Source organism: Egbenema bharatensis FJBBOT/2019 (genome assembly GCF_048077055.1).
Classification (GTDB): Bacteria; Cyanobacteriota; Cyanobacteriia; order Elainellales; family Elainellaceae; genus Egbenema; species Egbenema bharatensis.
This window is the reverse complement of the sequence record NZ_CP182236.1, coordinates 191361-212199: the sequence shown is the minus strand read 5'-3', so window position 1 is coordinate 212199 and position 20839 is coordinate 191361. Positions and strand designations below refer to the sequence as shown.

The window sequence follows — 20839 nt, the reverse complement described above, 5'->3', positions numbered from 1 at the left end:
ACTGAATCCCATCAACCCTTAAAGCACCTCGACCCCGCAGGTGCTTTTTCCAGGCTCTCTTAAAGAACAGAAACAAAATTATGAGCATCTACTCCAGGAACTTTACAAAAATCAATAAATATCCTAGGATGTTTATCACGGTGAGTTAAACAACTTGCCGCATTCCTAGCAGTTAATTAAGCACTCATTGGAATTATGACAACAACCTTACAGAGACGCGAAAGCGCAAATCTGTGGGAGCAGTTCTGCAACTGGGTGACCAGCACCGAAAACCGCCTCTACATTGGCTGGTTCGGCGTACTGATGATTCCCACCCTGCTGGCTGCCACCACCTGCTTCATCATCGCCTTCATCGCTGCTCCTCCTGTGGACATTGATGGCATCCGTGAGCCTGTTGCAGGTTCCCTGATGTACGGCAACAACATCATCTCCGGCGCAGTAGTCCCCTCCTCCAACGCCATTGGACTGCACTTCTACCCGATTTGGGAAGCCGCTAGCTTAGACGAATGGCTCTACAACGGTGGTCCTTACCAGTTCATCGTGTTCCACTTCCTGATTGGCGTGTTCTGCTACATGGGACGGGAATGGGAACTGAGCTACCGCTTGGGGATGCGTCCGTGGATCTGCGTCGCCTACTCTGCGCCTGTAGCAGCAGCGACTGCAGTGTTCTTGATCTACCCGATCGGACAGGGTTCCTTCTCAGACGGGATGCCGTTGGGTATTAGCGGTACGTTCAATTTCATGTTTGTGTTCCAGGCAGAGCACAACATTCTGATGCACCCGTTCCACATGCTGGGCGTAGCTGGCGTGTTCGGCGGTAGCTTGTTCAGTGCGATGCACGGTTCGTTGGTGACTTCCAGCTTAGTGCGTGAGACGACCGAGAACGAGTCTCAGAACTATGGTTACAAGTTCGGACAAGAAGAAGAGACCTACAACATCGTGGCAGCGCACGGCTACTTTGGACGGTTGATCTTCCAATATGCGAGCTTCAACAACTCCCGTAGCTTGCACTTCTTCCTGGGTGCATGGCCTGTGGTCGGCATCTGGTTCACGGCATTGGGTATCAGCACGATGGCGTTCAACCTGAACGGGTTCAACTTCAACCAGAGCATCATTGATTCTCAGGGACGAGTGATCGGTACTTGGGCGGATGTGTTGAACCGTGCGAACCTGGGGATGGAAGTGATGCACGAGCGGAATGCGCACAACTTCCCTCTCGACCTGGCAACGGTGAAGGCTCCTGAGATTGTTGGCTAGGTAGCTGACTAATGTTTGAGCTGACTAGTATCTGATCATTATTAGGTCTGAACTGGTTTGATGGAGTGCCCCCTGTGGGGCACTTCTTTTTATGTCGAATGTTTAAAACCCAGGACAAATGGCAAAACAAGAGCCTGAACTAACAACCCTGGATTCTGCAACCGTCGATCGCATTATTGAAATGGCATGGGAAGACCGCACTCCCTTTGCGGCGATCGAAATCCAGTATGGGCTGAAGGAAAAGCAGGTCATTGCCCTGATGCGGCGGGAAATGAAAGCCTCCAGCTTCAAAATGTGGCGGAAACGGGTTACGGGTCGCAAAACCAAACACCTGCAAAAGCGAGGCTTTGTTGAGGGCAGATTTAGATCTCAAAACCAAAAATAATTAGTAATAAGGATAGATGAGGAATTCCAGTCCAGCATGGTTTAATCGGGGTAACGGATGAAGCAGTTTTTTCTCCCGCCTCTCTCTTAACATATGACTTGGTACCAACTGGATACTCAGCAAGTTCTACATCAATTAGGCGTAGATCTGGCAACTGGTTTTAGCCAGGCCCAGGCAAAGCAACGTTTGGCTGAATACGGTTTGAATGAACTAGTTGAGCGTCCTCCCAAAAGTCCCTGGCGGATGCTGTGGGAGCAGTTTACCGCAACCATGGTTCTGGTTCTACTTGGAGCAGCCATTGCTTCAGCCATCTTTGGGGATTGGGTTGATACCGCTGCGATTTTGGCGATCGTGCTGTTTAATGCCCTGTTGGGCTTTTTTCAGGAGTATAGAGCTGGAAAAGAATTTGCCGCCCTGAAGCGCATGGCGGTTCCCAGGGCCAGGGTTTGGCGCAACAAAGAATGGCATTTAATTACGGCCCGAGAACTGGTTCCAGGAGATATTGTTCAACTGGAAGATGGGGATCAGGTTCCAGCAGACTGTCGCTTGCTGAAGAGTATGAATTTCCGTACCCAGGAATCTGCCTTTACTGGCGAGTCCGAATCAGTGGAAAAAACCACTGCGCCTATTGATATCAGTGAGCTTCCCATCGCCGATCGCCACAATATGGTGTATATGGGAACCACCGTCACCTATGGTCGAGCCAAGGCAGTGGTGACTGCAACGGGCATGGAAACGGAGCTTGGTAAAATTGCTTCCTCCATGCAGGCAGTTGAGCAGGAGCAAACGCCCCTCCAGCGACGATTAGAGTACTTAGGGCAACGATTAGCCTTAGCCGCAGTCCTGCTGGTTGCCGTCATTTTCTTGATTGGCATCTTGCGCGGTGGGGAATTTGACGATTTATTTCTCACCTCTATCAGTCTGGCGGTTGCCATTATTCCAGAAGGATTGCCCGCAGTCGTGACCATTGCCCTGGCGATCGGCTCCCAACGAATGTTGAAACGGCAAGCCCTGATCCGCAAACTCCCCGCCGTAGAAACTCTGGGGTCTGTCACCACGATTTGTTCTGACAAAACCGGAACGCTCACTGAAAATCGGATGACGGTGACGATTCTCTCCCTGGCGGGTGAGCGGGTAGATATGCGGGAGTCTTTTGCTCAAATCACCTCTCGGCTGGATGGCAAAAAATCGATTTTTAAGCCCGGTGAAGGAGTTCCTCTACCGTCTTCCATGGCAGTGACGCTGGTAGGAAGCGCGCTTTGCAACAATGCCCTGGTTCCAGACGAACAGAAGTCTGCTTCTGACGCACCTGATTCCGAAGCAGCGAACGAACAGAAAGCTCTGGGGGATCCAACGGAAATTGCCCTGGTCGTCGCCGCCGATCGCCTGGGTTTAGACAAGGATGAGTTGGAAGAACTCCTGCCACGGGTCACTGAAGCTCCCTTTGATTCCGATCGCAAGCGCATGACCACGATCCACAGAGTTGAGCAAGACAACGGGCATTGGAAAAAGCACAATCCCTCTGTGGCGCTACTCCCCCCTCTGGCAGAATTTCCGGCATCCACCTACATTGCTTTTACGAAAGGGGCAGTCGATGGACTCATCCAGATCTCTAGCCATATCTGGAAAAGCGATCGCATGGAACCAATGGATGAAACCTGGCAACAAATTATTCAACAAAGCAACGATCGGCTTGCTGCTTCGGGAACCCGGGTGCTGGGAGTTGCCTTTCGCGCCTTGGAGAAATTGCCAGAACACAATCAAGAGCTTCAGGTGGAGCAGGATTTGATCTTTGTTGGACTGATTGGCATGCTGGATCCAGCCCGTCCAGAAGCTAAAGCTGCTGTAGAAACCTGTACCCACGCCGGAGTCCGCACGGTGATGATTACCGGAGATCATCCTCTGATGGCAAAGCATATTGCGGAGGAGTTGGGGATCTCTCAAAACAGCCAGTACTTAACGGGGCAGGATTTAAATCAACTTTCAACGGCTGACCTGGAAAACCAAGTGGAATCGGTATCTGTTTATGCACGGGTATCCCCTCAACAAAAACTGAAGATTATCGAGGCGTTGAAAAATCGGGGACATATCGTGTCCATGACGGGGGATGGCGTGAATGATGCCCCCGCCCTCAGCAAAGCCGACATTGGTGTAGCCATGGGCATTACCGGAACCGATGTGGCCAAGGAAGCTGCGGATATGGTGCTGCTGAATGATAATTTCGCCACGATCGTTGCTGCGGTTGAAGAAGGGCGGGTGATTTACGACAATATCCGCAAATTCATTCGCTATACCCTGACGGGCAACGTGGGTGGCGTGGTGATCATGCTGTTTGCACCGCTCCTGGCGATGCCGCTGCCATTGGAACCGATTCAGATTCTCTGGATTAACCTGCTCGCCGATGGTTTGTTAGCCCTCGCCCTCAGTGTTGAACCTGCGGAAGACAATGTGATGCGTCGGCCGCCCTACCCTCCTAATGAAAGTGTCTTTAGCCGTGGGGTGGGACGAGATATTATCTGGGTCGGACTGCTGATGGGGATTACCTTCCTGGGCATGGGCTATTGGGTGTGGATGATGGATTGGGACAACTGGCAAACGATGGTCTTTGCCACACTGGCCTTCTCCCGGATTAGTTTGGCCTGGCCATGCGATCGGAGCGAGATGCCCTCTATAAGTATGGACTGCTGAGTAATCGTCCGATGCTGGCGGCTGTACTGTTCACTTTTATCCTGCAATTAGCGGTGATCTATATCCCCTGGATTGAACCCATCTTCCGCACCCATCCCTTAACGGCCCAGGAATTACTCATTTGCCTGGTCACCAGCACGATCGGCTTTTGGGCCGTTGAAATGGAAAAGTGGTTCTTACGACGGAGTCCTCGGCAGGGGCAGTTGGGTTCCCAGCGACGGTGATGGCAAAGCCAATCTGGTTCCCTAAAAAGAGTCAACTGTCAAGCAGATTCCCCCATTCCTTGAAAGTGATCGTAAAAGCCACAGAAAAAAACAGGTAGACGACATTTCCTGTAATAGGATATTTTCAGAATCATTTAATATTTTTTGTAGGGTCGTCACCATCACGGCAGTTGCAATCAAAGAAAAGAGGGGATTATCTTGAGTCTTCACGTTGATACAATTCCGGCTCACGGTGGGCAATTGATTAACCGCATTTGCACATCGGAGCAACGAGCAGAATTTTTGGACAAGGCGGATTACTTGCCAGTGGTGCAGTTGGACGATCGCACTTTTTCTGATCTGGCCATGATTGCGATCGGCGGGTTCAGCCCTCTGACTGGATTTATGGAAAAGGCAGACTACGATCGGGTTGTGGATGAAATGCATCTGGCCAACGGTTTGCCCTGGTCAATTCCGGTGACGCTATCGGTGACAGAAGAAGTCGCTGCGCCGCTGCAAGAAGGAAGCCTGATTCGGCTGGATGACCCTCTGGGTCGATTTGTCGGCGTTCTGCAACTGACCCAGAAATACGCCTACGATAAAATGCATGAAGCTCTGCACGTTTATCGCACTAATGAGGAACAGCATCCAGGGGTGCGCGTGATTTACAACCAGGGGAGCATCAATCTGGCAGGCCCAGTCTGGTTGCTTCAGCGGGATTCCGATCCCCGGTTTCCCACCTATCAAATTGATCCGGCTGAATCACGGGCCCTTTTCCGGGACAAAGGCTGGAAAACGGTCGTCGGCTTCCAAACCCGCAACCCCATTCACCGCGCTCACGAATACATTCAAAAGTGCGCTCTGGAAACAGTAGATGGACTGTTTTTGCACCCGCTTGTGGGAGCGACCAAATCCGATGATATTCCAGCGGATGTCCGGATGCGCTGCTACGAAATCATGATGGAAAACTACTTTCCACGCGATCGGGTGATTCTAGCCATTAATCCAGCCGCCATGCGGTATGCAGGCCCCCGTGAGGCAATTTTCCATGCATTAGTGCGCAAGAATTATGGCTGTACCCATTTCATTGTGGGGCGCGATCATGCTGGGGTGGGTGACTACTACGGCACCTATGATGCTCAACATATTTTTGATGAGTTTGCCGCCTCCGCCCTGGGCATTACACCCATGAAGTTTGAGCACGCTTTCTACTGCACCCGTACCCAGTCGATGGCAACAACCAAAACCAGTCCCAGCCTACCAGAGGAACGGATTCATCTCTCAGGCACGAAGGTGCGGGAGATGCTGCGCCGGGGCGAACTGCCGCCTCCAGAATTCTCGCGTCCAGAAGTAGCCGCAGAACTGGCAAAGGCGATGCAAATTAAAGAACCCAGTTATGATATCTAGGCTTTTATCTGGACACAAAGACATTAGACACGCGCACTGCAAATCTTAAGACTCTCAGGGGCATTTCAGATCAATGCCCCTATTTTTGTAGAATATCGCCACTCTCAAACAAACGTAAAGCTGAATGACTGGCAGACTGAGTCAAGCCTAGCTAGCATGGTGAGGCGTAATTGAGAGTTTCTGTCGTTTTTGCAGGGTACTGCATTCTGTTATGAGAAAGTCTTTGTTTTCTAGATTCAGCCTCCCCCTGATGATTCCGGCCACTGTATTTACGGTTGGTGTGAATGTGCTATCTGCTGCGGCTCAACCTGCCTCAATCTATAATCCTGTGCCTCTGGATGCAGGCAGTGAAGTGACGGATGTGCTTTCAGAAAATGATATTCCTACAGGATATGGCGGGTTCTACCGGGACTACACCGTATCTTTTTCGGAGGGGGATATGGTGCTGATGGATTTGCGATCGGAAGAATTCGACACGATTGTGACGCTGATTGCACCAGATGGCAGCACAGTGGGTGAAAACGACGATGGCCCAGACGGCACGACAAACTCACTCCTGTTTACCCGGATTGTGCAGGGGGGAGACTATATTATTCGCGTCAGTCCTTATGCCGGGCGAGGCGCAGGAACGTTTACTTTGAATGTGATCCGTTTGCAGCCTGTCGATTAGGGAATGGGGCGATCGGCGGTTGCCCTCAGGCATGAACCAGCGGTTAAACGCCGATCCACCTCAGCTCTTGACCCTCACCTGCCATCTCTGGCGGATCCAAATCAGTTTCTCTAACCCGTTTGCAAATCATCTGGCTTTAGTTTCAAAAATTGCTTGCCAAGGTTTCCAGTATTTTGCTATCTTAGTCAAGCACAGATAAATGCCTCGCCGGGATAGCTCAGTTGGTAGAGCAGAGGACTGAAAATCCTCGTGTCGGCGGTTCAAGTCCGCCTCCTGGCATTGTTTCAGCGTTCATACTTCCAGTAAAGGAAAAGCCTTGGACTGAATTTGGCTTAAATCACCGATCGGTGATGTTCTGTAAGCCTCATTCTCTCGTTGCCATTGAGTGAGTCAGATCACCAAAAAACAGGGTTTTCAGTTTGCTTAGTTGCATTCCCAAGCAACACCTCAGAACTCAGGAACCTGCAAATCACGCGATCGGCTGACGTAATATTTGTAAATCACGGTTGGGGTGTTGCCCACCAGGTAGGCGACATCCTTCACTGGCAGATGCTCCAATGCTAACGTGATGAAGGTATGCCGCGCATGGGACTGAGGCAAATAGATCGAAACTTCACCTCTATTAACAAGCCTTTTCACAGTTGGTTTCCAATAGCGAGTTTGAAAGTTGTGATAGTCGAACGAGTCGCCCTCTAAGCCCTGCAAAACAAAATCTGAGGACGGGCTGTTGGACTGGTGCAACGTGGTGAGCAGGGTTTGCAGCCGCTGGTTAGTGGGGAACGTGCGACTTTTCCATGTTTTGGTAGCCTGCACTTTCTTGGTATCCACTGGGGCCGCCTGGCTGAACCGGATCTGAGTGTAAGTGGGTGTCATGTGTTCCCACTTCAGCGCGGCTGCTTCCTCCGGCCTGCAACCTGTCCAAAACAGAAATTTGACCCAAGATGCATAAACTGGGTACTCAGCCTCAATGGTAGCGATGATAGTGTCACGTTCGATCGCAGTGAATCCGACATAGGCGAGATCATTCACCTTCTGCCTGAATTGTTTCCCCAAACCTTGAAAGGGATTGAGGGTGAGCAAATCAGATTCTACAGCCCAATTGCAGCAAGCGTTTAGCTGCATCAAATAGCGGCGGGTTGTTTCAGCCGCATAGTGTTTGAGGAGCCAATCACGAATTTCAATTGCCGTGTCGAGATAGTCGGGCATCTTGACGAGCAGCCGTGCCACCTTGCGGTAGTCCCTGGCAATGGTGGAAGGGGCCAACTGTGAGCGTTGAAATTCGGTGTACTGGTTCCAGAGGTCACGCAATCGGCAAGGCTTGATCCGTCGTTGTTTACGGGTCAAGGTGTCTCTCTCGCTTCAGCATGGCCCTATCGAGTCAGCCCATTGAGTTGAGTGTTCATGTCCTGGAGTTTGCGGAGGGTGAACGCGGCCGACACCTCCTCATAGGTTTGCCAGCCGGACGGGGTGAGAACCATCAGCCGATCGCCCTCCATGCGGCTGGCTTCAACGACTCGCACCGACTTTGCAGCGTTGAACCACTCATCAAACCCTGTAGGAGTTTTCGATTTTTGCGAATTGTTGCGCGGTCGCCATCCCTGCACAATTGCCTTTGTGAGGATCGCCTCTGGCTGTTTTTGTAGCGGTTTCTCCAGCTTGTCTAAGTATTCGATCGCTGCACGAAGTGCTGTTTTTATCCGATCTGGAGGGTACTCAGACACCATCTTACGGATGGTTTTGTTGGGTTGGAATCCAGCTTCTACCACCGTGTCCAACACTGTTGTACTACTCTCCCTGTCAAAGTTTTCCACAGGGCGGGGGGCGGGAACGTTGTTTATTGTCTTTCTAACAATTTCTTGTTTGTTATTGTACAAGTCGCTGGAACCCTTGTCAAATCGTTCTTTTTCAGTGACAGAAAGATCTTTCTGATGATCAAATGATCTTTCTGATGACAGAAAGATCTTTCTGTCATCAGAAAGATCACTCCGTCGAGAGAAAAATAGTCCAGTGTACTCCTGTTCTACGGTGTTCCGTATCCTCCAGGCCTTAGGTTCAAAATGAAACAGGGCTAGATCTTCAAGTCGCTTGACGGCCCGTTTGATGGTGAGAGGATCAACGTTCAATTCCTTAGCAGCATCATTTATGTCCAGATCAATCCACTTTTGCCCATAGGGTTCAAGCTCATAGAGGTATAGCCACAGGGAATATTGAGTTGCGGTGAGGTTGCACTTTCTGACATAGTGGAGGACTTCAAACGGGATTTGGATGAAACTAGATTCAGACATATTTATTCACAATTAAGGAGGGGTCAGTCCCCTCCTTTTCCTAGAAACGACTACATTTGAGGTGGATTCCAGACCACATGAATGTGAATTTGGGTCTTGCTCAGAAGTAGCCGATACTTCTGAGCATCGTTTTCGGCTTCGCCTCTGCTGCTATAACAGCCGAAGCTTTTGTTTACACAATCTGGGAATGCTCCAACGATCTCCCAATGGTTTACCCGATGCACTCTTCAGCCCTCCTAATTCCGAGATCCTTTCCTGTGTAGCGTGCTTTGAACTGGCTGCTGGGATGCAGCCGTTGCAACTGCTTGATGATGCTGTCAGCCGATCGCCTGCTGGGGGCTGTAGCGCAGAGGCAATCATCTCGGTAAATGTTCCAAATCGCGTCTTGATTCATGAATTCTCCTGTCTGTAACGGGCTTGGTAAATCAGGTTGATTACGGTTTCGATGTCAGATGGGTGCATCTCCTTTAGTTGCTGAAGGGCAAGGCAGCCGATCGTTTGTGACCACTGCTCTGGTGAGGTGTTGTCTGTTGCAGCCAGGGCGACGCAAGCTTTGTTGAACTTCAAATAGTCGAAAACCAGTTCTCGCTTTACGTCTGTTGGCAAGGTGCGATAGTCAGTGATGTGCATTCATGACTCCTTTAAGAAGGGCTTTCTGAGAGTTTGAACAGTCCTCTCTTAGCTAGAAAGGAATATCGTCGTAGTCAGAATCCATCCCTGGAGGTAGTCCTAATTGCGATCGGATTTGCTTCTCAATCTCATAAAGAATTGTTTTTGCAATCTCGCTTGGACAGTTGCGATCGACCGATAGCCGCCATGAGGTTTCCGGTAGGGTCAAGCTCAATGTTTTGGGTTCTGACAGTTCCCAATCTGGACAAGGTTTGATAGCTGGAACCATAGCCTGTCTAAAATCTTTGTCAGCCTTGCTCAAAAGGTGTTGAGCTTTCCAGTAACCAGGATTTACAGCACAGCCTTCCGGTGAGAAAACATTGCAGTCTCTACAGTGGTTCAAAATTTCCTCCTTAGTGGGTGAGAGAGGACGATCGCCCTGCCAGGGGAAACGATCGCCCTGGGGTGAGGGAATGCGGCGTTGCACCGCAAGCCGTCGGCAAGGCTCACCGTTGAATTGCCCTGCTTTGCTTCCCTCAAAGGTTATTCATCTTTCAGTATTGTATTGCCAATTTAGTTAAAATAACCCTATTGTGAAAACAATATTTGGTGATTATTGAGGATACAATAGGAGCAAGTTTCATGGGTACTAAAGCGAAAAATGCCGAAGGCAAAACACGGTCAACACGGACAGAACAAGTCGGAGTGGCTGAGGACTCGAATTACTCCAGATGGGAAGGAGGGACTGGAGGAACTAGCCCAACAGATGGGAATTTCGGTGTCGGAATTGCTGGAGCGGCTGGGAAGGAAGCAGATTCAGCTATCACTGGGGGAATCCTAGAGCAACTGATTCAAGATGCTGAGGATCAGTTGCAAAGCTCAGTAGAGTGCATCGAGTGGTACGAGCGAGAACGGGAAAAGCATCAGGAACGGCTGAACAACCTCAAGCAGCTACAGGCATTGAGGCAACAATCAGACCCGCCACAAATTGAACCATCTGAAGAGTAGAAGTTATCCGATAAATCTAATTGGGCAATCTAGAAATAACCCCTATGGAGCAAGTCCACAGGGGTTTTGTAGTGTTTATAGGATTATGCCCATGTCTGTCTACCGCTTCACTAAAGAAACTCTCCCCAGTAGCGACTTTCACCCCACCTCCCCGGCTACAGCTTCCCCGGCTCCATCGGCTCAAACTTTCACCCCTCAGCCCTCCTCAGCCTCTATCCCCTCTCCAGACTTGGTTAAGCAGTTAATGAAATTGCTCAATGGTGACAGAGGAGCAGCCGATCGGCTGGTGGCACTATCTCAGAGCAGGGAACCCGGCAAGCCGATCGACTACCACTATGAGAAGGCGATCGGGGACATCAAGCGAGACAGAGGGCATTAGTCGGGGAAGGTGATGATCCAGTCGGGGACAACATCCTTTTGACCCGTTCCAAAAAACTTCCCATAAACAGGCTTGACCTTCTTCGATTCAATCTCGTGACCATTCCGTTTTGTGGTCTTATCATATGCACCCTGTAGATAGTCTCTATCAATCAAAAGCAGTATTTTCCTGAGTAAGTTTTGCCACTCCTCCTCATCCTTGCAGTTTGCAATAAACTGTGAATTATCATTCAGAATAAGTGTTCCCATTAGATTCCCACGTGTGTATTTAGGAATATCCGGTTCATGGGTTGAGTCATACTTATAATGAGGGATAGAAAAGCTCCATCGTGAGGATTTCTTAGGTGTTACATCCTCTGCAAATTGTACAACTAATTGTGGTATATGATGTACTTTTCTTGCCCAACTCTCAGGGATAGCAGATGAAACATCACAAGCATGATGAGCGCGTTTATCATTCAGCTTGTCAGCCTCTTCTATCCCTCTCGCTATTGCAATAATTCTCGGTTGCTCAATCACAATGTTTTCCGCTTCACCTTCACAAGGATTGTATTGAAGTTTGAGCGTAGTGATTTGTAATAAAGCATCCTCTATTCGCTTCAATCGTTTGTTAGTATCTGCACAGTCACAATCCCCTAAGCATTCCTTTAATGCTTCACAATCTAATACGGTAGTAGGAATAGTTGTTGTAATTCCAGTTTGTGTTCCTGTTCCTGTTCCTAACCCAGTAGCGGGAATAGCTATTGGTGTTCGCCTTGTTCCTGTTGGTGTATCATTATCGGTGTTCGTTTGGGTCAGTGGCAAACCAGGGGCACTCACCAGGGGGGGGAAACGAATCCGCGTCGGTGGAGCATTGGGAGCAGGAGCTAGACCGACTCCCACTCCAGGGGCGATCATGGGAACCCATCCCAACTCAGGATCAGGGGTGATTTGATTTTGGGGGGGGATTCGAGGTGTCGGTGTCGGTGTTGCTGGACTGCCAGTTTTCGGATCACTCAATGCGGGTAAGGTTGCGACGGGTGGCCGATCCATCACAGGGGTACGCCCTGGTGCTGGACGGGCTGAGGGGGCATGGTAAGGGCTATCGCCCCTCGGTTGAGCCTGTGGAGATGAGCTGGGGTAGTAATCGTTGTACGGGCTGTTTCCAGGATGCCTTAAGCGTGGGTTGCCAGGGGCGATCGGTCGAGTGGGGAGAGCTGGGGGATTGCCCCCAGTGTCAGGCAAACCTCCAGAACGGGTGATGTTCGATCCGAGCAGGGCTGAATCATGGGCCCCATTCCCTGATCCCCCTGCAATGTGATACTCTCGCGGCTCTAAATTACTGGCTGAGGTAGAGCCAATCGCGTAGATTTGATATCCTTGAGTGCCACCACTGGAAGTGGTCAGCCTCATGGCGATCGTCCGAATTGGCCCCCAGACTCCAGTTATTGAGGTTGAACCCGTACTTGAGCCAAAATAACGGTAATTGACATCGATCCGATAGGATACCCCTGCCATTTGCCCACCTCTGAAAGGTAGGTAATTTGGCTCAGGATTCAAGCCATCTCTCAGGGCTTGAGGAGCATCAGGGAACATGGCATCATAGGCCGCTCGTCCGAGATCCCCTCCTAACATCCCACCTACAACCCCTCCTATGGCGGCCCCAACCCCTGCACCGGCGATCGTACCCACAACCGGAATGGCTGACCCTACAGCCCCTCCTAACTGCCCTCCAATGTGCCCTCCGAGCATTCCCCCGGCTGTAGAACCGATCGCCCCGGCTGCTGCCCTGGGGACAGAGTCCCCCGATGCAATGCCGGCCCCAAAATCAATCAGCCCGCCTGTGAGGGGATGCCGCAACACTCGCAGAGGTGTAGGCAGTTGACGAGATGCTGTAGTTCCCCTCCTGACGGGCGTTGCCACTACATCGATCACATCATCACTGGCAGCCGCGGCCCCACGATTCAGACCATTGTTAGACGACGGGCGACGGCTAAACACATCACTCAAGTCTGGGGGCATTTCATCGATCGGACGTGCGGATCGCATTCCCCGATTCGCCAACATCTCATCAAAAGTTTCAGGGGCAAGCACTTCAGCATCGACAGATATCCCCACATTCCGTAAATGGGGATGATTCTGGTACATTCCATCAACCCAAGCTCTGGCCTCAAATGCAGCCTGAGACTTCACCGCATACTCAGCCATCGTGTCGGTCAGGGCATCCACACTGCCAGTTGTCGGATCGAACACGCGCGCGGGAACGCTCCCAGGGGCCGGAAGAGTTCCCCCCTGTTTGCCCAAAATCAATATCAATGCTCTGAAAACCCGTTTGGGCTTCCTGAAATCCGTAATCCATGCTCACAGCCTCAGATCAAAAAAAAAGGCACTGATGATCAGTGCCCACACTACCCAACCTGAAAACTAATTACTTCTAAATGTTGCGGGAATGGCAGTAGTGCTTAACTCCTGTGCATATTGCCATTGCTTCATCCCGCCTGCTAAGTAGTCAGCAGAGATTTGAATTGATGTCCGACCGAGCAAGCGATACTTGTTATCTGCTGCAACATAGAAGATCCCAGCTTGTGCAACTCGTTCTTCATATCCCACACCTTCGATCGCTCTCATCTGTGGGTTAATGTGTTGCAATGTTAGCTGACACCACGCTGTCAGTTTTTCGAGCGTGTTAATTTGTGATGGGATGTCTGTAGCTAAATTGATTGCAGTCATTTCGTTGAGGATTCAAAGTAAGGTGAATAGAATGGTTCTATTCACCTTGTTCTTTAACTGTCAACTTATGGGAAAAACCCGGATCTATCTGCCTACACTGACTCAGACGATCATTTCAAAACAAACGGCTGAAGCGGAAAACCTGATCCACTACTCTGTAAAGCAATACGCATCGTTGAAATACGTTTCACCCGCAACTGTGAGATATTGGATCAGGAATCATCAAGTGAAAGCGTTTAAACACGCTGGGGTATGGTGGATTGTAGAGAAAAACGATTAGCGACGAATAAACCCTGACTCTTTCGCTAAAAAATTCTCAATCTGATCCAACCTGCTATCTAGATCCTTCACATCTGTTTTGTAGCGAGTTGCTAAGTGATTATTTTTCTCAGATAAGCCATTGATTGCAAGGATCGCTTTATCCTGTAAAGCTTGCAATTGCAGATCCTTTTTATCTAATTTGTGATTCAGTTCATTGATTGCACTTTCAAGGTTGTATTGCACTCTAGAAACTGAATTGCTTGCCTTCCATACCCAAAGCAGGATAGGCACGGAAAAAGAAGCAAACGCGATAACTTCATTGGGTACGTTCACATATCACCATCAGGAATTGTGGGTTGTAGTTGATCGATACGCTGAAACAGATCAATATCCTCACCATCGTATTGCCACACCTCTAGATACATCTGCTCGTGCCATCGTGGGAATTTAATTTCTAAAATCCAAGGCTTGATCAGCTTGGGAACGATGAACAAGTTCAACACTCCCAAGCGAAGCCGCCTGTTTTCGACCGCAACGGCTGAAACAAATTCAGTGGTGGAACTGGGAGAGAAGGGAAGCAATGCACTAGCCCAACCACCTAAAAACCAGTGGCCAGGAGAACGGGGATTGCGTAGGCCAATCTGGCAAACGTAGCTATCAATCAGAAAGGACTGTGGAGGGTACAGAAAATTGCCGTTTACCTGTGTTCCCTCTAGATCCCTACGAGCTACCAGGTTCCACTCAATCCCCTCTGATAGTTGGGGAAATTGCCGATCCATCAGTTAGATGTAGACGCGCCGGCGTGGGATTCTCACCGTAGTGATCCGCATACCGTAAGCGGTTGACCCTTGCAAATCTCGCAGAGCTGAGGAGATTTTGTCAGGGTTGACAAAACAGGTTGCTGACTTTGAACTGTCCTGCTGTGCTTGGTTGCCCGTGCCCGTGTTCAGTCCACCTCCAGACAGCCCCAACCGCAACTTAGGAAGGGTCTTTCCAGCCAGCCCATAGAGGTCAGACAGAACGTTATCGTTTTCTGCAACGAGTTGCACTCCCAACTTGTCCTTAATGCTACCGTAGAGAGCTTCAACACCTCGGAAGGGAATCTTGAGCAGTCCACCCCCGGCGGACGCTGGCCCTTCCCCAGTGCCCGTCCGTCCAATGTTGAGGGCAACGTAATAATTTTTGCGTTCCCGGCGACGGAATTCGTTGCCCCCTCCGCCCTGGTTGTTTCCGCCATCACTACCGATCGGTAGGTTTGCCATTGTTTTAGTCTCCTATGGTTCCAAGATTTCCTAGAGACTACGAAGCGTAGGGAGTAGCGGCGATCGTGAACCCGTTGCCGGAAACAGCGATCGTAGCGGGAATGTTGGCAACGATGGTTACAAATCCGCCATCCGGGTTAGGGGTGATGCTGATCAGGTTTTGCCGAGTTTCGATCGGAGTGGACGCTTCAGCCACCTGCATTGCGGCCGCAACTTCTAAAACTTGACCTTCAAGGCTAGTAGAGGTAAGGGTAACGGGAGAAGCCATAATGAGTTCCTGTGTAAAAAAACTGGATATCTCATTGATAAAAACCTTATTGAATAACTGCCAATAGTTTGTGGCGAAAACTCTCCTTCGACCCTAAGGCCCAAGAACAGTCAGCTATGCTTAGATAGTTATCCGATAAAGTTTATTCAAAAACTCCAGACCTATGTAAAATCACCGCTTGTAGGGTTTTGTTCTTGTCTAAAAATACTCAGCAATACTTATACGAAAAACCCTTTTGAAGCTCTACAGTTAGTTTGTTCAGCACACACCTAACTAAGACAATGCAACCTGAAAAAGAAGTATCCTGGAAAGAGATTTTAGGCAATCCTTATCGGCAAACGCTTCACCCTCAAATGCTGACGGAAGAGGGCTACACCGTGCGAAAACTTGGTAGGATCGAAGGGATGGGGAAGAGTGAACAACCCATCCCATTGAAGATCGTTTATCGGGCTGATTACGTTGCAGCGTTCTTGGGAACCTCGGTGTTCACAAAACTGGGTATGACCCAACAGGATCGGCTGTTGTCTATGTTTTTAGATGCCTTCACCACCTGGAGTCAGACCCATGCTTAAGGAACGCTACCGCCAATCTGCCAGGACGGCCATCGCCATCGATGATTTCAGCGAGTCATTTGAAACGATCGAGGATGCCTTCACGATGCTATCTCGCGCACGGGATCAGCTAACGTTTGAGAGTCTCCAGGGGCAACTATCCCCAGAAAAAGCCCATGAGGTGAACAACCTATCTCAGCAGATTGACGCGATCGAGCAGTCCCTACTCCTGATCAAAGAGTTGCTGACCAACAATCCCATGCTGGCCTATCGCAACTTGGGAGAGTCGCTAAAGTTTGAGGTTGTCGGGTAGGGATAGGCTGTATTTATCTCTAGTCAGAGTATATCAGGAGGACTGAAAATCCTCGTGTCGGCGGTTCAAGTCCGCCTCCTGGCATATTTTTAATGTCTAAAAACGTCTCGAAACCTTGAGAAATCAAGGTTTTTGTTGTTAGAGCATATTTACTTATTGTCGCTAGTTGTTGCTAGTTGTTGATAATTGAGGCTCACTTTTTAGGCAAGATTTAAGCAAGTGGATATTACCGGAAAACTGGCACAGGCTAACGGACGGCTCAAAGCGCATCGTGTGGGCGTGAGGATTGAGCAAATGGGAGAGAAGCTTTATTTACAAGCCACTCTCCCCGCTAAACCAGGTAGCCACAAATCGAAGCCACACCAACAGCGAATTGCTTTAGGCATTGGGGCCCATCCGAGGGGAGTGCAGATGGCAGAACAGGAGGCCCGCAAGGTTGGGGCCCTGAGAGATTGTGGTGAGTTTGACTGGATGCCTTACCTTAAAACTGCAACCGGCTCTAGCGATTCAGTCGGGGAATGGATTAGGCGATTTGAAACCGAGGTCAGGACTACAGTTAGCGAAACAACCTGGAGGACTGAATACCAGCAGGTTTTCAGCCGATTGCCCAGCGACCAGGTGCTAAGTGCTGATGTGCTATTGGAGGCGATCGCCCAAACGGAGAACCATACTCGCAACCGGAAGCGGTACTGCACAACCCTTGCACGGTTAGCCCAGTTTGCCGGGATTGAATTAAACGTGAAGCCCTTGAAGGGCAACTACTCTTACACCGAGGTAGACCCGCGAACTCTGCCCACCGATCGAGAGGTGGCAGAGTGGTTTTACAAGGTTCCTAACCCACAATGGCGATATGTCTATGGGCTGCTGGCTACGTTTGGGCTAAGGAATCATGAGGCATTCTTTCTCGATACAGAACCACTGAAGCGGGGAAAATTTTGGGTTGAGGTACAGTCCAGCAAGTCATGTAAGCATTTGGTTTGGGCGTTTTACCCAGAGTGGGTAGAACAGTTTGGGCTACGCGATGGGCAGCTCCCACCAGGGGAGAGTGGTAGCCATGCAGCGTATGGGCATCGTGTCACGAATCAATTTAGCCGTTATGAAGTGCCCTTTAGCCCCTATGATTTGCGGCATCGATGGGCAGTGAGGACTCTGGAATTCGGTTTGCCTGATTCCCATGCTGCCAAGCAGATGGGGCATAGTGTGACGGTGCATGAGAAGATTTACCACCATTGGATTACGGCTGAGACTCACCAGCGGGCCTTTGATGTGTTGATGCTGAGGGGCGATCGTCCCCAACCTCCCCCTGTTTGATGTGAGACGGTTCGTTTTCCTCTCGCAGCTCAATCAACCGTGTTTTACAGTTCTCCAGGTGGTAGCGATAGCGAGGGGCAGAATAAGGATTGATATCAATCCAATGCTCACCATTTTTCAGCACCTTTTGCTCTCTCAACCGCTGCAATGTGTAGCGGGAAATGTAGAGCTTTGCACAAATTTCGCTGGTAGGAACAAAGCCATCTGGGGAGGGCGATCGCCCTCGTTTTTTAGTTTTAGTCATCACTCAACCTCAATAACTGTCCTTCGTTCCACCAGGCAGCACCCATACGGCTCAATCCAGAGAGCCTGTACAGCCAAACATCGCAGCGATACCAAATTCCAACCACTTCCCCGACTTCCCCGCCGGGGACTCTCACCAGGTCGCCAAAATAATATTTACTGGGGGGCATCATCTTCTTCTCAAAAGCTCTTTGTATTCAGTGGTTGTGGCGTTAATGGACTTGCCACAATCGGGGCAGTAGTGGGCATCCAGTCCGGGCATGAAGCGGGGATGGGTGCATGGTTTGGGGGGTGGGTTGGCAATGGGATAGGGAGCTATCGCTTCTTGAAGCGATAGCTGGTTGCCACTGAGAGGCATCACCCGTCCTCCATCAGGTACGCTTGCTCCATTTGCTCCATTTCCAGCTCAATTTGCATTTGCCTCCACCAGTGCTGATCGGGGGGAGGGCTGCTAAAAATTTCCTGTCTCTGCTGCTTCTTTTCCTCCCTGATGCGCTTTAAGACCTCTTTCACCATGTCCAGCTCCTTAGGGAGAGTGGAAGGGGGTTCAGCAGCGTTTTCGGGGGGAGTCGGGAGTGGGGAGTGGGGAGTCGGGGCTGTGGGCTGTGGAAAACCCCCTCGCGCTCCCCCAACAGCCAGATCACTTTGACTCTCCGTATCGCCCTCTTGGGGAGGGCATACGGAGGGAGTCACAAAGCTTATTGGAGCGATCGCTCGGAACTCTTCATTTTTCAAGGGTTCTGGCGATCGCTGATCACCCCCCTCCTCACCGACTGCGCGGAACTCTTCATCCTGCAAGGGTTTGACGCTATTTCCTGCGTACCACAAGTCTTTGTTTTTGTATAAAGTGTCACTTCCTATGCCTTTCTGTTTGAGGGCTTTAAACCGGTGTGTAGAGAGCTTAGGGAACTGCCCTAATTCACTAAGTTCCTGCACGGCTTGCCTGATTCTTTCCCTGGCATCGATCGCCCTCTGTTCGTTGGGAGAGGGTAGGGTTGTTTTCTGTGGTGGGTCTAGCACAGCGTTTCCTCCATAGGGGTAGTAGCGGTCGTGGAGTTCGATCGACCGGGCCCAGTAGACCGCCAGGTTGTGGATGTCATGCTGATGCCTGCACCAATCGAGGTAGCCGGGGAGCTGGGTGGCAACCTCCAGGATTCTCATCTGCAAGGCAATTCCGGTCAGGGGGTGGCCGCCGTAGAGGGCGTGATGGAAGATGTACTCTCTCATGGCAATGCGACCGAGCAGGTGGTTGGTTTGCCCGTAGCCTGTCCAGCCGGGTTCAATTTCAGCGTTGAGGTCAGCCAGAAATTTTTGAGCCTTCTGGGGCAGTTTCTTCACCAGCCGTCGTTCGTTCTTTCTCAGAGCCAGGTCGATCGCTGCTTCAGTGCAATCGTTTCTGTAGCTGGAGTGGTTCCAGTGCTGGACAAATAGCTCAGGGGTGCTGTACATCGGTTGCCAGTCCTCATCTAACAGATAAGAACCATCCTGCAACGGGAGCCGGTGGCCGTTGTACTCAGCTCCATCACACCGCCTGGCGTTGGGGAAGAGTTCGAGTTGACCGCGATCGCACTTGAAGCCCCGATTCTCCAGCAGGACTTTGGCGGCATGGGCAATCTTCCAGGAGGGTTGAGCCTGGATAAAGGGAAAGTACAGGTGAAGCCCGCCGCTGTAGGAGCTGGTGATGGAGACAAAGGAAACTAAGCCCAGTGGCTCCAGGGCTTCCAATATTCTGCAAATGGCGAATGGGTCACGGTAGGGGTGATAGTGACTCTTGCGATCGATGTCCAGCATCAGGTAGTTGGTTTGTTTGCCAAACCGGACTCCATAGAGATAGCTGCTCTGGTTGATGAGGCGATCGCTCAACAAATGGCGGGTTTCGGTATGCCATTCAGGGGACTTACCGGGGGAGGGCTTGGGGGCCCAGAGGTAGGAGCCACGATGGGGAAAAAGCGATAGGAACTCATCCCACTCTGGAATGAATGTAAATTTCGATGAGACAGGAGTAAAAGAAGGTGCTACATTCATGGCACAACTAATTGAGTAAGGCGTAGCAAAGGGCAAAACTGCTACGCCTTGTTTACGGTTAGCCTTCTGAGAGAACCGCCATGACGCTGTACAGCATGGTTTCTAGAACTTTCCTGGTTGGGCAAAGTTCGATCGACCGGCTGAGGGCATCAGTTAGGTGGTTTGGAATCAGGGCGTTAGGGTCTAAAGCGTCGAACAGGTCTTCCAGGGGGGACTGGGTTCGCAGATGTTCTGATAGACAGGAGATGATGAACAGCTTTTGCTGTCTGCTGAGGGTGTCGAGGTAGACCCCATAGCGATCGGTCAAATCCAGAATCAGATTGGTCTGAGTAAGCGTTGGCATTGTGATATCCTCTGGTTGGTAAAAAAATACAAATTAGGGCAGTCTCTACTTGGCGGTGGGGGCTGCTCTTTTTAGAAAGGAAGGTCATCGGATTTGGAGCATTGGGACTCTGGTAAGCCCAATTGCGATCGGATTTGACGTTCCATCTCCTCCAGGATTTTTCGTGAAAGTGAATCAGGGCATCGGCGATCGACGGAGAGCTTCCACCAGGTCTCAGACAGAGTGAGACTTAAGGTTTGCTGCTCTGATTGCTGCCACTCTGGACAGGGTTGAATGGCAGGGGCTAGCTTCTTCCGAAAGCTCTCATCTGTTGTGCTGAGGAGCTTTTGAGCTTGCCAGTAACCGGGGGCAACAGCACAGCCCTCGATTGAGAAGAATTTGCAGTCTCTACAGTGGGTCAAAGTTTCCTCCTGAGAACTAGTAAGTAAACAAAGAAAGTTGCTCGACTGGCTCAAGTGGGCGAATTCCTAAATCTGGGCTGGAATAGCTCAACGCTCCACTATCCCAACGAACAATCGGGTAATAGATTTCTGGGCATCCAGACAACGGCTTGAACTCAACAACCGTGCCACATCGCTGAGAGGCAAGACCCTCCAGCTCAATTGCTCGATCGCCAACCTTCAGGGTTTGCATTGTGATATCCTCTGGGTAATTTCAATACAT

General features: G+C 50.4%; 27 protein-coding genes, 1 tRNA gene and 1 pseudogene. 12 read left to right on the top strand and 17 right to left on the bottom strand.

Translation table 11 applies throughout. The features are described 5' to 3' along the window. Positions 1-195 precede the first annotated feature (195 nt). From psbA to ACM1PF_RS00950, 6 genes and pseudogenes are all read left to right on the top strand, one after another. On the top strand, positions 196-1257 hold the full coding sequence (psbA, locus tag ACM1PF_RS00975) for a photosystem II q(b) protein (protein WP_416671627.1): 1062 nt from the start codon (positions 196-198) through the stop codon (positions 1255-1257). Between the two features lie 118 nt (positions 1258-1375). Beyond that, positions 1376-1642, top strand: coding sequence for a TIGR03643 family protein (locus ACM1PF_RS00970; protein WP_416671626.1), 267 nt, complete (start codon positions 1376-1378; stop codon positions 1640-1642). A gap of 93 nt (positions 1643-1735) precedes the next feature. Then, positions 1736-4554 (top strand): annotated as a pseudogene (locus ACM1PF_RS00965) (cation-translocating P-type ATPase). 198 nt (positions 4555-4752) lie between these two features. After that, positions 4753-5940 carry a sulfate adenylyltransferase gene (gene sat / locus ACM1PF_RS00960; protein WP_416671622.1) on the top strand — a complete coding sequence of 396 codons (1188 nt, stop codon included), beginning with the start codon at positions 4753-4755 and terminating at the stop codon, positions 5938-5940. Between the two features lie 250 nt (positions 5941-6190). Next, complete coding sequence (locus tag ACM1PF_RS00955) at positions 6191-6610, top strand: peptidase (protein ID WP_416671620.1); 420 nt, start codon at positions 6191-6193, stop codon at positions 6608-6610. Positions 6611-6816: 206 nt separating this feature from the next. Continuing rightward, positions 6817-6889, top strand: a tRNA-Phe gene (locus tag ACM1PF_RS00950). 168 nt (positions 6890-7057) lie between these two features. On the opposite strand, the gene ACM1PF_RS00945 is transcribed toward ACM1PF_RS00950, so the two are convergent. Beyond that, positions 7058-7954, bottom strand: coding sequence for a tyrosine-type recombinase/integrase (locus tag ACM1PF_RS00945; RefSeq protein WP_416671619.1), 897 nt, complete (start codon positions 7952-7954; stop codon positions 7058-7060). Between the two features lie 26 nt (positions 7955-7980). Next, on the bottom strand, positions 7981-8895 hold the full coding sequence (locus ACM1PF_RS00940; RefSeq protein ID WP_416671618.1) for a hypothetical protein: 915 nt from the start codon (positions 8893-8895) through the stop codon (positions 7981-7983). Positions 8896-9082: 187 nt separating this feature from the next. Here ACM1PF_RS00940 and ACM1PF_RS00935 point away from each other — a divergent pair, with 187 nt between their 5' ends. After that, on the top strand, positions 9083-9307 hold the full coding sequence (locus ACM1PF_RS00935; protein WP_416671615.1) for a hypothetical protein: 225 nt from the start codon (positions 9083-9085) through the stop codon (positions 9305-9307). Here the strand turns inward: ACM1PF_RS00935 and ACM1PF_RS00930 are convergent. Both ACM1PF_RS00930 and ACM1PF_RS00925 read right to left on the bottom strand, forming a co-directional pair. After that, positions 9286-9525 (bottom strand): hypothetical protein, encoded by a 240-nt coding sequence (locus ACM1PF_RS00930; protein ID WP_416671612.1) that lies wholly within the window; start codon positions 9523-9525, stop codon positions 9286-9288. The genes ACM1PF_RS00935 and ACM1PF_RS00930 overlap by 22 nt on opposite strands. A gap of 52 nt (positions 9526-9577) precedes the next feature. Next, on the bottom strand, positions 9578-9991 hold the full coding sequence (locus tag ACM1PF_RS00925; RefSeq protein ID WP_416671609.1) for a hypothetical protein: 414 nt from the start codon (positions 9989-9991) through the stop codon (positions 9578-9580). 155 nt (positions 9992-10146) lie between these two features. On the opposite strand from ACM1PF_RS00925, the gene ACM1PF_RS00920 reads away from it, so the two are divergent. Together ACM1PF_RS00920 and ACM1PF_RS00915 are read left to right on the top strand one after the other, a co-directional pair. Beyond that, the gene (locus ACM1PF_RS00920) at positions 10147-10512 is read left to right on the top strand and encodes a hypothetical protein (RefSeq protein WP_416671606.1); all 366 of its coding nucleotides are present in this window, start codon (positions 10147-10149) and stop codon (positions 10510-10512) included. A 91-nt stretch (positions 10513-10603) separates the two neighbouring features. Continuing rightward, positions 10604-10891: a hypothetical protein gene (locus ACM1PF_RS00915; protein ID WP_416671603.1), complete on the top strand. Its 288-nt coding sequence runs from the start codon at positions 10604-10606 to the stop codon at positions 10889-10891. Here ACM1PF_RS00915 and ACM1PF_RS00910 read toward each other — a convergent pair. The 6 genes from ACM1PF_RS00910 to ACM1PF_RS00885 all read right to left on the bottom strand — a co-directional run bounded on the left by ACM1PF_RS00910 (position 10888) and on the right by ACM1PF_RS00885 (position 15390). After that, positions 10888-13122: a hypothetical protein gene (locus tag ACM1PF_RS00910; protein WP_416671601.1), complete on the bottom strand. Its 2235-nt coding sequence runs from the start codon at positions 13120-13122 to the stop codon at positions 10888-10890. The two genes, ACM1PF_RS00915 and ACM1PF_RS00910, sit on opposite strands and share 4 nt — an antisense overlap. A 171-nt stretch (positions 13123-13293) precedes the next feature. Continuing rightward, positions 13294-13599 carry a glucose-6-phosphate dehydrogenase gene (locus ACM1PF_RS00905; RefSeq protein WP_416671599.1) on the bottom strand — a complete coding sequence of 102 codons (306 nt, stop codon included), beginning with the start codon at positions 13597-13599 and terminating at the stop codon, positions 13294-13296. A 276-nt stretch (positions 13600-13875) separates the two neighbouring features. After that, the gene (locus ACM1PF_RS00900) at positions 13876-14193 is read right to left on the bottom strand and encodes a hypothetical protein (protein ID WP_416671597.1); all 318 of its coding nucleotides are present in this window, start codon (positions 14191-14193) and stop codon (positions 13876-13878) included. After that, positions 14190-14639 (bottom strand): hypothetical protein, encoded by a 450-nt coding sequence (locus tag ACM1PF_RS00895; protein WP_416671594.1) that lies wholly within the window; start codon positions 14637-14639, stop codon positions 14190-14192. The genes ACM1PF_RS00900 and ACM1PF_RS00895 overlap by 4 nt, the downstream gene beginning before the upstream one ends. A 3-nt stretch (positions 14640-14642) precedes the next feature. Then, a complete protein-coding gene (locus tag ACM1PF_RS00890) occupies positions 14643-15122 on the bottom strand; it encodes a hypothetical protein (RefSeq protein ID WP_416671592.1) in 480 nt (159 codons plus the stop codon). A gap of 37 nt (positions 15123-15159) precedes the next feature. Then, positions 15160-15390, bottom strand: coding sequence for a hypothetical protein (locus ACM1PF_RS00885; protein ID WP_416671591.1), 231 nt, complete (start codon positions 15388-15390; stop codon positions 15160-15162). Positions 15391-15671: 281 nt separating this feature from the next. Here ACM1PF_RS00885 and ACM1PF_RS00880 point away from each other — a divergent pair, with 281 nt between their 5' ends. The 3 genes from ACM1PF_RS00880 (at position 15672) to ACM1PF_RS00870 (ending at position 17565) form a co-directional block, all read left to right on the top strand. Further along, positions 15672-15962, top strand: coding sequence for a hypothetical protein (locus ACM1PF_RS00880; RefSeq protein ID WP_416671588.1), 291 nt, complete (start codon positions 15672-15674; stop codon positions 15960-15962). After that, complete coding sequence (locus tag ACM1PF_RS00875) at positions 15955-16254, top strand: hypothetical protein (protein WP_416671585.1); 300 nt, start codon at positions 15955-15957, stop codon at positions 16252-16254. Before ACM1PF_RS00880 ends, ACM1PF_RS00875 begins: the two co-directional genes overlap by 8 nt. Before the next feature lie 219 nt (positions 16255-16473). Then, complete coding sequence (locus tag ACM1PF_RS00870; RefSeq protein WP_416671582.1) at positions 16474-17565, top strand: site-specific integrase; 1092 nt, start codon at positions 16474-16476, stop codon at positions 17563-17565. Here the strand turns inward: ACM1PF_RS00870 and ACM1PF_RS00865 are convergent. From ACM1PF_RS00865 to ACM1PF_RS00835, 7 genes are all read right to left on the bottom strand, one after another. Further along, on the bottom strand, positions 17489-17809 hold the full coding sequence (locus tag ACM1PF_RS00865) for a hypothetical protein (RefSeq protein WP_416671580.1): 321 nt from the start codon (positions 17807-17809) through the stop codon (positions 17489-17491). The two genes, ACM1PF_RS00870 and ACM1PF_RS00865, sit on opposite strands and share 77 nt — an antisense overlap. Beyond that, positions 17802-17981 (bottom strand): hypothetical protein, encoded by a 180-nt coding sequence (locus tag ACM1PF_RS00860; protein ID WP_416671579.1) that lies wholly within the window; start codon positions 17979-17981, stop codon positions 17802-17804. The genes ACM1PF_RS00865 and ACM1PF_RS00860 overlap by 8 nt, the downstream gene beginning before the upstream one ends. Next, positions 17978-18166 carry a hypothetical protein gene (locus ACM1PF_RS00855; RefSeq protein WP_416671578.1) on the bottom strand — a complete coding sequence of 63 codons (189 nt, stop codon included), beginning with the start codon at positions 18164-18166 and terminating at the stop codon, positions 17978-17980. The genes ACM1PF_RS00860 and ACM1PF_RS00855 overlap by 4 nt, the downstream gene beginning before the upstream one ends. After that, entirely contained in the window at positions 18166-19833 is a 1668-nt protein-coding gene (locus ACM1PF_RS00850; protein ID WP_416671576.1) for a hypothetical protein, read from the bottom strand. Before ACM1PF_RS00850 ends, ACM1PF_RS00855 begins: the two co-directional genes overlap by 1 nt. A gap of 58 nt (positions 19834-19891) precedes the next feature. Further along, complete coding sequence (locus ACM1PF_RS00845; protein WP_416671575.1) at positions 19892-20176, bottom strand: hypothetical protein; 285 nt, start codon at positions 20174-20176, stop codon at positions 19892-19894. 71 nt (positions 20177-20247) lie between these two features. Further along, positions 20248-20577: a hypothetical protein gene (locus ACM1PF_RS00840; protein WP_416671574.1), complete on the bottom strand. Its 330-nt coding sequence runs from the start codon at positions 20575-20577 to the stop codon at positions 20248-20250. A gap of 16 nt (positions 20578-20593) precedes the next feature. Beyond that, complete coding sequence (locus ACM1PF_RS00835) at positions 20594-20809, bottom strand: hypothetical protein (RefSeq protein ID WP_416671572.1); 216 nt, start codon at positions 20807-20809, stop codon at positions 20594-20596. Positions 20810-20839: the final 30 nt, after the last annotated feature.

Excerpts from the sequence above, each read along its gene's own strand:
- ACM1PF_RS00835 (WP_416671572.1), bottom strand. The coding sequence starts at position 20,809 with ATGCAAACCCTGAAGGTTGGCGATCGAGCAATTGAGCTGGAGGGTCTT.
- ACM1PF_RS00875 (WP_416671585.1), top strand. The coding sequence starts at position 15,955 with ATGCTTAAGGAACGCTACCGCCAATCTGCCAGGACGGCCATCGCCATC.
- ACM1PF_RS00885 (WP_416671591.1), bottom strand. The coding sequence starts at position 15,390 with ATGGCTTCTCCCGTTACCCTTACCTCTACTAGCCTTGAAGGTCAAGTT.
- ACM1PF_RS00850 (WP_416671576.1), bottom strand. The coding sequence starts at position 19,833 with ATGAATGTAGCACCTTCTTTTACTCCTGTCTCATCGAAATTTACATTC.
- ACM1PF_RS00970 (WP_416671626.1), top strand. The coding sequence starts at position 1,376 with ATGGCAAAACAAGAGCCTGAACTAACAACCCTGGATTCTGCAACCGTC.
- ACM1PF_RS00955 (WP_416671620.1), top strand. The coding sequence starts at position 6,191 with ATGATTCCGGCCACTGTATTTACGGTTGGTGTGAATGTGCTATCTGCT.
- ACM1PF_RS00890 (WP_416671592.1), bottom strand. The coding sequence starts at position 15,122 with ATGGCAAACCTACCGATCGGTAGTGATGGCGGAAACAACCAGGGCGGA.
- ACM1PF_RS00920 (WP_416671606.1), top strand. The coding sequence starts at position 10,147 with ATGGGTACTAAAGCGAAAAATGCCGAAGGCAAAACACGGTCAACACGG.
- ACM1PF_RS00845 (WP_416671575.1), bottom strand. The coding sequence starts at position 20,176 with ATGCCAACGCTTACTCAGACCAATCTGATTCTGGATTTGACCGATCGC.
- ACM1PF_RS00940 (WP_416671618.1), bottom strand. The coding sequence starts at position 8,895 with ATGTCTGAATCTAGTTTCATCCAAATCCCGTTTGAAGTCCTCCACTAT.
- psbA (WP_416671627.1), top strand. The coding sequence starts at position 196 with ATGACAACAACCTTACAGAGACGCGAAAGCGCAAATCTGTGGGAGCAG.
- ACM1PF_RS00855 (WP_416671578.1), bottom strand. The coding sequence starts at position 18,166 with ATGCCTCTCAGTGGCAACCAGCTATCGCTTCAAGAAGCGATAGCTCCC.
- ACM1PF_RS00895 (WP_416671594.1), bottom strand. The coding sequence starts at position 14,639 with ATGGATCGGCAATTTCCCCAACTATCAGAGGGGATTGAGTGGAACCTG.
- ACM1PF_RS00930 (WP_416671612.1), bottom strand. The coding sequence starts at position 9,525 with ATGCACATCACTGACTATCGCACCTTGCCAACAGACGTAAAGCGAGAA.
- ACM1PF_RS00935 (WP_416671615.1), top strand. The coding sequence starts at position 9,083 with ATGCTCCAACGATCTCCCAATGGTTTACCCGATGCACTCTTCAGCCCT.
- ACM1PF_RS00880 (WP_416671588.1), top strand. The coding sequence starts at position 15,672 with ATGCAACCTGAAAAAGAAGTATCCTGGAAAGAGATTTTAGGCAATCCT.
- ACM1PF_RS00865 (WP_416671580.1), bottom strand. The coding sequence starts at position 17,809 with ATGACTAAAACTAAAAAACGAGGGCGATCGCCCTCCCCAGATGGCTTT.
- ACM1PF_RS00860 (WP_416671579.1), bottom strand. The coding sequence starts at position 17,981 with ATGATGCCCCCCAGTAAATATTATTTTGGCGACCTGGTGAGAGTCCCC.
- ACM1PF_RS00915 (WP_416671603.1), top strand. The coding sequence starts at position 10,604 with ATGTCTGTCTACCGCTTCACTAAAGAAACTCTCCCCAGTAGCGACTTT.
- ACM1PF_RS00905 (WP_416671599.1), bottom strand. The coding sequence starts at position 13,599 with ATGACTGCAATCAATTTAGCTACAGACATCCCATCACAAATTAACACG.